Raw genomic sequence first — 8,719 nt, forward strand, 5'->3', positions numbered from 1 at the left:
GGTGAGCTTCGATCGACCTGCCGTGCTGCCCGCAGCCCGAGACCGCCCCGCGGATTCCGACGGCCTGCCGAAGGGCGAGTGGGCGCGGAAGGTCGAGGAGGGCGGCTACGAGCTGCATGTCGACGACACGCCCTCGTCGGTGGTGCCCATCCTCGTCATGGCCGCGGTGCTGGTCGCGACGCTGCTGCTGTGCGCCGCATGGTGGGACCGGATCCCCGATCAGGTCCCCGCGCACACCGACGCCGGCGGCCAGGTCACCCGCTGGGAGCCCAAGTCCGTGGGCTGGGTGCTGATCGGCCCCGCTGCTGGGTTCCGGCCCCATCCTGTTCACCTCCGGCCTCATGGCGTTGGTCACGGCGGTGCGCCGCCCGCGCCCCCGGGACCCTTTCGCCGACGGTCTGGGCCCGCTGATCCGCACGGCTGTGCAGAACCGACGCCTCGCCGCAGCCGTCTCCTGGTGCCTGCTGCCGCTGGGCACGGCGATCTGCGCGATGAGCGCAGCCGGCTGGGCCGACGGCTCGGGCGAGCTGCGCGGCACGTGGATGCTGGGTGCCGCCATGCTGGCGCTGCCGGTCATCGCCGTCGCATGCCTGCGCGGAACTCGGGCGGATGTGCTGAGGGAGCTCGATGCCCTCGAGGTCCCCCTGGGCGAGCGCTCCCGCGAGGACCTGCACCGCTGGCGCTTTCCTGGTCTGGTCGACGATCCCGAGCTGCCGCTGCTGGTCCAGAACCAGCCGTCGAACTGGACGTTCAACGTGGCCCACCGTGCAGGCAGGATCACGTGCTGGCTCATTGCGATGGGCTGGCTGCTGCTGAGCCTGGTGCTGGTGGTCGTGCCACTGCTCGGCTGACCCCGGCACCCCACCCCGCCGAGTGGATACCTGTTTGCGCAGAACGAGCCAATAACGCAACTGGGTATCCACTCGGCGGGAAGTGGAGCGGGGTTGGGGTAGGCGCAGGGGCGAGGTCGGCGGAGGCGGCCGGAGAGGGTGTCAGCGGAGCCCGAAGGAGAGGTGGATGCCGTCGTCGTCCCAGCGCCGCACGCCGATGCGGTAGACGGGCTCCAGGACCTCGGCGCGCAGCACCTCATCCGGCGTCCCTCGGGCGGCGATCCGGCCGTGGTCCAGCAGCACCAGTTCATCGCAGTACTGCGCCGCCAGGTTCAGGTCGTGCAGCACCACGATCGACGTGCGGCGCAGCTGCCGCACCGTGGAGAGCACCTCGTGCTGGTAGCGGATGTCCAGGTGATTGGTGGGCTCGTCCAGCAGCAGGTGCTCCGTCTCCTGCGCCATGGCCCGGGCGATCATGACCCGCTGCTGCTCGCCGCCGGACATGGCCGACAGCGGACGCTCGGCCTGGCAGAGCAGCCCGACCTGCTCCAGGGCCGTCTCGGCTGCCGCATGGTCGGCCGCCGCCGGACCGCCCAGCCCGCCGCGGGGCAGGCGCCCCAGCATGACCATCTCCGCTGCGCTGAGATCGACCGCGGGCTCGTGCTCCTGGACGACCACCGCGATGGTGCGGGCGATCTCGAGAGCGCTCATCCCGGCCAGATCGCGCCCACCGACCGCGACCCGCCCCGAAGCCGGTCGCAGCCGACCGTGCAGCAACCGCAGCAATGTCGACTTCCCGCTGCCATTGGGCCCGATCAGGCCCATGACGCGCCCGGACACGGAGGCCACGTCGACCCCGTCCACGGCCGGATGACCGCCGTAGGAGTAGGACAGCCCGGTCCCCTCGATCACTGCTGGAACTCCTCCACGATCCGCTCCAGACCGTCCACCGCCTGCGGTGTGGCCGGCTCCGTCATGTTCATCGGCATGGCCAGGATCCGGTCCTCGACGACCGCGGAGATGCCGTCGGTGCCGGGGATGTCCGAGATCGAGTCCTCGACGGTCTGAGGGTCGCCCTCCGAGTAGAGGACGATCAGGACGTCGGGATCCCGCCCGGCCAGCTCCTCGGGAGTCACCTCGGCCACGCGCTCGTCGAGGTCTGCGAACACGTTCTCCAGGCCCGCGGCCTCCAGCTGCGGCGCGGCCATGCTGTGGGCGCCGTAGGCGTAGGTGGTGCCGCCGCCGACCGTGGGGTAGAGCACCGCGGCGGTCAGGGGCTCTTCCTGGTCCGAGGCGGACCCGTCGACCTGCTCCTGGACGGCCGCCACACGATCCTCGAGCCCGCCGATGGACTCTTCGGCCTCGTCCTCGCGGTCGAAGACCTTCCCATACAGCCGCAGCTGGTCGTAGACGTCGTCGAACCCGGGATCCTCGATGCCCCCTGGGCACAGCGCCGGCTCCTCGAGCATCGGGATCCCCACCGACGACAGCGCGGAGGCATCAAGGTTCTCCGCCTGTCCCATCACGACGTCCGGCTCCTGGGCCATGACGGCCTCCTGGGACACGCTCAGATGCCCGCTCGAGTCGACGTCGCCGCCCAGCGAAGGGATGGCCTCGACCTCCTCGCGGGTGGTCTCGTCGTAGGACTCCAGCGGATAGGCCCCGGCCTTGGCCTCGACCCGGTCGAGCACCCCGAGCTCGTGCAGAGCCGGGACGGACGCGGACTTGAGCAGCACGAGCCGCTGCGGCTCCTGCTCGAAGACGACATCCTCGCCGCAGCTGCTTACGGTGACCGGGTAGTGCCCGCCCCCGCCTGCGGACTCGGCGTCCTGGTCCTGGGCGCAGCTGCTCAGCAGCAGTCCGAGGATCGGCAGCGCGACGGCTGCCGACAGGACGCGGGCGCGAGAACGGGAGGACGAGTGCATGGAGCTCCGATCAGCGAGAGGAGGACCCGGCGCGCATGCGTCGGATGAGGAGGAGGAGGAAGGGGGCGCCCAGCATCGCGGTGATGATGCCGATGGGCAGCTCCTGTGGCTGCAGCACGGTGCGCGCGGCCAGATCCGCCAGGCTCAGCAGCAGAGCGCCCAGCAGGGCCGCCACGGGAATGGCGGCGGTGTGGGCCGCGCCGACCAGTCGCCGGGCCAGGTGCGGCATGATCAGCCCCACGAACCCGATGCTGCCCGAGGCCGCGACCAGCACCCCGATGCACAGCGAGACGAGCACCAGCAGCAGGGCCCGCGTGCGCTCCGGCGACACGCCCAGCGAGTGCGCGGTGTCGTCGCCCAGGGCCAGGGCGTCCAGGCGCCGCCCCTGGAGGCTCAGCACGACCACGGTCACCGAGGCGATGACGACGACGGCGGCCAGCGGCGTGCCCCACGAGGCCAGCGACAGCGAGCCCAGCAGCCAGAACATGACCGAGCGGGTGCCCTCGGCGCTGCCGCTGGCGAAGATCAGGAAGCTCGTCAGCGCGTTGAGCGCGTAGCCCACCGCGACCCCGGCCAGCAGCAGCCGCACCGAGGTCAGCCGGCCGCCGGAGCGGGCGGTGGCGTAGACGAGCACAGAAGCGCCAAGCGCTCCCAGGAAGGCCATGGCCTGCAGCGCGTGCTCCCCGCCGCCCAGGGTGAACCCGAAGAGGATGGAGGCCGCCGCGCCGCAGGAGGCTCCGGAGCTGATGCCGAGCAGCTGAGGATCGGCCAGCATGTTGCGCACCATCGCCTGCAGGGCCATGCCGCACACCGCAAGCCCTGCCCCCACGAAGGCCGCGAGCACCACGCGCGGGGCGCGGACCTGCCAGACGATCGCATCCTGCGTGGCGCTGGCACCGGGGCCGATCTCCACCCCTGTCAGGTGCTCGACGAGCACGCCCAGCACGCGCACGGGCCCGATGCTCACCGAGCCCACGCCGACCGCCAGCAGGAGCGCCGCGCACAGCGCGGCGACCAGGGCGATGATCCACAGGACCGCGCGTCGGCGGCTGCGCGAGAGCACCCGCCCGATCCGCGAGCCCGCGACTGGCGGGCTCGTCTCCTGCGTCACGATGCGGCCCCTCCTTCGGCTTCAGAAGCCTTCACTGTACTGACGATCCCGCAGTGCGCGATCCGCTTCCGTCCCACCTCAGGGCCGAGCCGTGATGAGGTGCTGGGGCACCAGATCGTGGCCCGGGACCACCCCGCGCTGCCGGTCCAGCTCCCACAGCTGCTCGAGCAGACGCACCCGCACGTCCCGGAAGCCCGCGGCGCGGATCCGCTCAGTGAGCTCCTCGACGCTGCGGGCCTCGGCCAGCGGCAGCACCGAGCGCACGGCAGGGTCGTAGTGCTCGCGGAAGCCCGGCGTAGGGTTCGCGTCGATCCCCCGCGGGAACCACAGGCCGTCGACCGCGACGAGCAGCCCCGACGGTCGCAGCGCGCGCCGCCAGGCACGCAGGGCGTCATCGGGCGAGCGCAGGGTCCACAGCAGGCACCTGCTGACGAGGACGTCGAAGGAACCGGGCGCCACCGGAGGCTCGGCGGCATCTCCCAGGCCGAACTCCACCGCCAGGCCCAGCTCCGCAGCCCGGTCCCGGGCGATCCCGAGCATGGTCTCCGAGAGGTCGATCCCCGTGACGCGGTGGTCCAGCTGCGCCAGCTGCAGGGCCATGTAGCCGCTGCCGGTGCCCAGATCCAGCACGTCCTGGGGCTGAGCGGGCATCACCTGCTCAAGGATCCCCCGCCACGCGATCCGATCCGCCTCCACGCGTGCTTCGCGGTGCTGCTGGCGGTCGTACTCCCGCGCCCGCTGGTCCCAGTAGTCGGTGATCCGGCGCTGGACCTCGTGCCCGCTGTCCGGCCTGCATCGACGTCCGGGGGTGTGCTCGCAGGCCTCCGGACGGTGCGTGTCGAGCCTCTCTCCGGGGGCTGGTCGGTGCGGGTGCAGCTGCCCACCGGTGGGCGTACGACCAGTCATCTCTGTCTCCTCGTCGGGCATCTCAGACGGCACGGCTGACCGAGAGCCCCTGTCCCTCGTCTCCCCCGCATCGAGTGGATGCCCCGTTGCGCTGTCGGGCTGAACAGCGCAACGGGATGTCCACTCGGACGATGGAGCGGAAGCGGCAGGACGGCTCACGCGGGCGCTCGTTCGCTGCTCGGCGACGCGTCCGAGAACTGCCGCCGCTGCGGGGAGAGCAGCTCGTCTGCGATCAGCACGGACCACATGGCCAGCAGGAACGGCCAGGTGTAGGTGGGGATGGGGGTGGGGTCCAGCACCCAGCGCAGCCCGACGGCTGCGGCCACGCCGATCGCCGCGCAGACCAGCCGGTGGACCAGGCCGCGTCCCGGGCAGAAGATCGCCCCCAGGGCGATCGCGACGAGCACCGCGCTGTAGCCGATCAGACCTGCGGACACCGCCACGATGTCGCCGGTGAGGACGAGACCGAGCACCAGAGCGAGAAGCGAGCCGAACAGCCCCCACAGCCCCACGCGCAGCGATCCCACCAGCAGCGCCGCGAGGATCACCAGCCCCGGGACCAGGCCGTCCGCGAGCACGACCTCGGCGAAGGGGTTCAGCATCCCGAGCAGCGATCCCTGCACGGCGCCGGCCGAGGTCGTCGTGATGCCAGGCTCGACGATCGGCTGCAGCACGCCGAAGAGCAGTCCCGCCACGAGGCAGAAGGGCGCGGTCGAGACCGGCAGTCCGAAGCGGCGCAGCGCGTCCGTGTCGAACAGGCCACGGAGGACCAGGTGGGCCGGGATGCAGGCCAGCGCGCCGACCACTGTCATGGCGATGGACAGCGCGGTCTCGTTGAGCCGGATGGTCGACAGCGAGGCCGCTGCGCCGACCAGGGCGCCGTTGTAGCCCATGAGCCCGTCTCGGACGAGCTCTCGCTCTCCGATGACCCATGCGGCCAGCGTCTGGACGGCACAGCCGATCACCACGAGGACCGCGGTGCGGGGATTCGCCACGGCGATGCCGATCAGCAGCAGCGCTCCGGCGGGAGCGCTGCGCAGGAAGAAGATCTGGGAGATCCCGTACAGCACGGTGCGGACAGCGTTCATCATGTGAAGCCTCTCAGCGGGGCGTCGGCAGGACGCAGCAGAAGGGTCGGGGCCCGGTCGTCACGGGCGCCGCAGGTCGAGCGGGGGCTGATCGCGCCAACGGGCCCGCAGCAGGTCGACGACCCCGCGGTGCAGCGCCGCGATCGCGCCCGTGGAATCGGCCAGGGAGCGGATCGCGACGCACTGCAGGCGGTCGGGATGCGGAAGGCCGCCGCGGGTGATCCCGGACAGCGTCGCCGAGTCCTCCACGGATGAGGCCAGCTGCTCGTACAGCTCGTCGTCCAGGCGCCGATCGGCGATCAGCAGCTGGCCCGTGTGGCTGCGGCCCTCCATCATTCCCGAGCCGGTGATGGCCTGGCCCTCGTCGGGGACCATGCGCAGCTGATCAACGACGAGCCGGCGCCGGTGCTCGTCGTCCTCGACCTGGACCTCTGTGCGCAGCCGCACCTCGTCGAAGCGGAACGGCTCGCCGTCCGGCGACCACCCCGGGGTGATGATCTCGGCCATGACCAGCGACGCGGTGGGGTGCATCCGCACGAGCGTTCGCTGGCGGTAGGAGCCCTCGCGATAGACGATCAGCTGGTCCGGCAGGTGCTCGAGCACCGCCCCCGGGCCCAGGCGGACCTCCATGTCCTGCCGCGCCGGGCCCTGCGGGGTCCGATACACCTTGGTCGCCGACTGCGTAGTGGACAGCAGCGAGGCGTCCTGACCCACCTCGAGCTCGAGCTCGTAGCGGTCCGCACCGAAGTACGCCCCACCCGGGTTGATCACCGGGTAGCAGACCTGCCCGGTGCCATCCAGGTGCAGCGGCTTGAGGATCCGCAGCGCGCCGTCGTGGAACTGCCGGGCCGCGTAGGAGCGGCCGTCGCGCTGCTCGATCCGCAGATGCAGCTGCCCGGTCGGCGGAGCGCTCGGCGACTGCTCGTCCTGCGAGGGGCCCGCAGCCTGCTCAGTCAAGGTCGAGCATCAGGACGTCGGAGCGGATCCAGCTCATGACGGAATCCAGGCCCTCGTCCGTCTTCAGGTTGGTGAACGCGAAGGGCTTGTCCTTGCGGAAGACCTTGGAATCGGCCTCCATGACCTCCAGGTCCGCGCCGACGTGCGGGGCGAGATCCGTCTTGTTGATCACGAACAGGTCCGACTTGATCATGCCCTGCCCCGCCTTGCGCGGGATCTTCTCACCCTGGGCGACGTCGACGATGTAGATCGAGAAGTCCACCAGCTCGGGGCTGAACGTCGCCGAGAGGTTGTCTCCGCCGGATTCCACGAAGATGAGGCGCACGTCCGGCAGGCGCCGCTTGAGCTCCTCGATCGCGGCCTCGTTCATGGACGTGTCCTCGCGGATCGCCGTGTGCGGGCAGCCGCCCGTCTCCAGGCCGATGATCCGCTCCTCCGGCAGCACCGACTCGCGGGCCAGGATCTTGGCGTCCTCGATGGTGTAGATGTCGTTCGTGATCGCGGCCATCGAGATCTCCTGGCTCATCGCACGCGTCAGGCGCTCGATCAGCTGGGTCTTCCCGGCGCCCACGGGGCCTCCGATGCCGATGATGACGGGGTCCATGGCTTCTTCTCCTCCTGCATTGCTGTCTGTGCTTCGTGTCTTGTCGGCGCACCCGGCGCCGAGCGCATCAGCTCATGAAGAGCCGAGCGCGCTGACGCTCGTGGTGCATCTGCGCGATCTCCAGCCCCGGGGCGATCGCACCCAGGTCCTCGCGCTCCAGTCCCCGGGAGACCTCGACGGCCCGGCGGGTCCAGTCCTGCGCAGCGCGGATGATGCGCTGCCCAGCGCTCTGTCCCAGGGGGATGCCGCGCACCGCGTTCTGGGTCAGAGAGGTCGCCGTGGCCTGGACGTGGGCCGCCACGGCGGTGTCCTGATCGAGCCCCAGCTCGCGGGCGAGGACTCCCCAGACGACGGCCTGATGGCCCTGCATGCGTCCGGCCTCGACCTCCGCCGCGCAGTGCAGCGTCCACGGTCCCGGATAGGACGCCGCGCCGATGCTCAGCAGACGACGGCCCATGGTGATGCCGCCGTCGCGCACCTGCTGCGGCAGCGCCTGGACGGTCGCCAGCTCGTCCAGGTCGACGACCGCCTCCACCTCGTGCGCGGCGTAGACCAGGCGGATGGCCAGAGCATCCGTGTAGGTCAGCTGCTGATCGGCGAACATCTGCAGCCACTCGGCGAAGCTGCCCTCGTCGTGGATCTGCCCCCTCTGCATGTAGGTCTCGAATCCCAGCGACTGGCTGAACGCGCCGGTCGGCAGGGCCGAGTCCGTGAGCTGCATCAGACTCAGCAGCGGATCCGGCCCGGACGCCGCCGCGATGATCGGTGCCGCCCTCATCTAGTGCGTGTGCTCCGCGTGGCGGAAGGGCTCGGGCATGACCCTCTCCTGGCGCTCGAACGGAATGCCGTGATGCACCAGGAAGTCCTCGACGGTGTGGTCGTAGCGCACCACCATGACCTCCGCGCCGTACGGGCTCTGCGCGTCGAAGAACTGCGCCGGCAGGTGCCGGTTGCCCAGGCTGTGCGCGGCGAAGGCCATCTCCACGATGCTGCGCGCCGCGATCACCAGGACGTCCGTGGGCAGCAGCGAGACCACCACGGCATTGCCGTCGGCCTCCTCGCCCTCGACGGCCAGGATGTCGCCGTCGCCCAGATCGGCGCTGCCGCGGGGCAGGCGCAGCCCGATCTCCCGGTCGTGGTCGGTGCGCACACGCTGGATGCGCTTGGACAGATCCTCGTCCGCCAGGACCACGCGCTCGACGTGCCGCCGCCCCACCAGGGCGCGCCCGGCCTCGTCGTTCATGCTGCCGAGCAGCTCGGTCACGATCATCGCCGCGACTCCTCTCGTCGTCGGTCCT

General features: G+C 71.0%; 10 protein-coding genes and 1 pseudogene. 2 read left to right on the forward strand and 9 right to left on the reverse strand.

Annotated features, from left to right (window positions below; genetic code table 11):
• Positions 1-157: 157 nt before the first annotated feature.
• Together M3E84_RS12540 and M3E84_RS11920 are read left to right on the forward strand one after the other, a co-directional pair.
• Positions 158-280 (forward strand): annotated as a pseudogene (locus M3E84_RS12540) (DUF1648 domain-containing protein); the annotation flags it as partial.
• A gap of 61 nt (positions 281-341) precedes the next feature.
• Entirely contained in the window at positions 342-851 is a 510-nt protein-coding gene (locus M3E84_RS11920) for a hypothetical protein (protein WP_259896450.1), read from the forward strand.
• A 141-nt stretch (positions 852-992) separates the two neighbouring features.
• Here M3E84_RS11920 and M3E84_RS11925 read toward each other — a convergent pair whose 3' ends face one another.
• The 9 genes from M3E84_RS11925 to ureE all read right to left on the reverse strand — a co-directional run bounded on the left by M3E84_RS11925 (position 993) and on the right by ureE (position 8,691).
• The gene (locus M3E84_RS11925; RefSeq protein WP_259896452.1) at positions 993-1,742 is read right to left on the reverse strand and encodes an ABC transporter ATP-binding protein; all 750 of its coding nucleotides are present in this window, start codon (positions 1,740-1,742) and stop codon (positions 993-995) included.
• Positions 1,739-2,755, reverse strand: a complete 1,017-nt coding sequence (locus M3E84_RS11930; protein ID WP_259896453.1) for an ABC transporter substrate-binding protein — start codon at positions 2,753-2,755, stop codon at positions 1,739-1,741. Before M3E84_RS11930 ends, M3E84_RS11925 begins: the two co-directional genes overlap by 4 nt.
• A 10-nt stretch (positions 2,756-2,765) precedes the next feature.
• Positions 2,766-3,866, reverse strand: a complete 1,101-nt coding sequence (locus tag M3E84_RS11935; RefSeq protein ID WP_251715395.1) for an iron ABC transporter permease — start codon at positions 3,864-3,866, stop codon at positions 2,766-2,768.
• Between the two features lie 78 nt (positions 3,867-3,944).
• Positions 3,945-4,772 (reverse strand): class I SAM-dependent methyltransferase, encoded by an 828-nt coding sequence (locus M3E84_RS11940; RefSeq protein WP_259896455.1) that lies wholly within the window; start codon positions 4,770-4,772, stop codon positions 3,945-3,947.
• Between the two features lie 155 nt (positions 4,773-4,927).
• The gene (locus M3E84_RS11945; protein WP_259896461.1) at positions 4,928-5,863 is read right to left on the reverse strand and encodes an urea transporter; all 936 of its coding nucleotides are present in this window, start codon (positions 5,861-5,863) and stop codon (positions 4,928-4,930) included.
• 57 nt (positions 5,864-5,920) lie between these two features.
• Complete coding sequence (locus tag M3E84_RS11950) at positions 5,921-6,817, reverse strand: urease accessory protein UreD (RefSeq protein ID WP_259896462.1); 897 nt, start codon at positions 6,815-6,817, stop codon at positions 5,921-5,923.
• Positions 6,810-7,421 (reverse strand): urease accessory protein UreG, encoded by a 612-nt coding sequence (gene ureG / locus M3E84_RS11955; RefSeq protein WP_024290656.1) that lies wholly within the window; start codon positions 7,419-7,421, stop codon positions 6,810-6,812. The genes M3E84_RS11950 and ureG overlap by 8 nt, the downstream gene beginning before the upstream one ends.
• A gap of 67 nt (positions 7,422-7,488) precedes the next feature.
• Positions 7,489-8,199 (reverse strand): urease accessory protein UreF, encoded by a 711-nt coding sequence (locus M3E84_RS11960; protein ID WP_259896463.1) that lies wholly within the window; start codon positions 8,197-8,199, stop codon positions 7,489-7,491.
• Positions 8,200-8,691: an urease accessory protein UreE gene (gene ureE, locus M3E84_RS11965; RefSeq protein WP_061711310.1), complete on the reverse strand. Its 492-nt coding sequence runs from the start codon at positions 8,689-8,691 to the stop codon at positions 8,200-8,202.
• Positions 8,692-8,719 lie beyond the last annotated feature (28 nt).

The sequence above is a fragment of the Kocuria sp. p3-SID1428 genome (assembly GCF_025149945.1).
Lineage (GTDB): Bacteria > Actinomycetota > Actinomycetes > Actinomycetales > Micrococcaceae > Kocuria.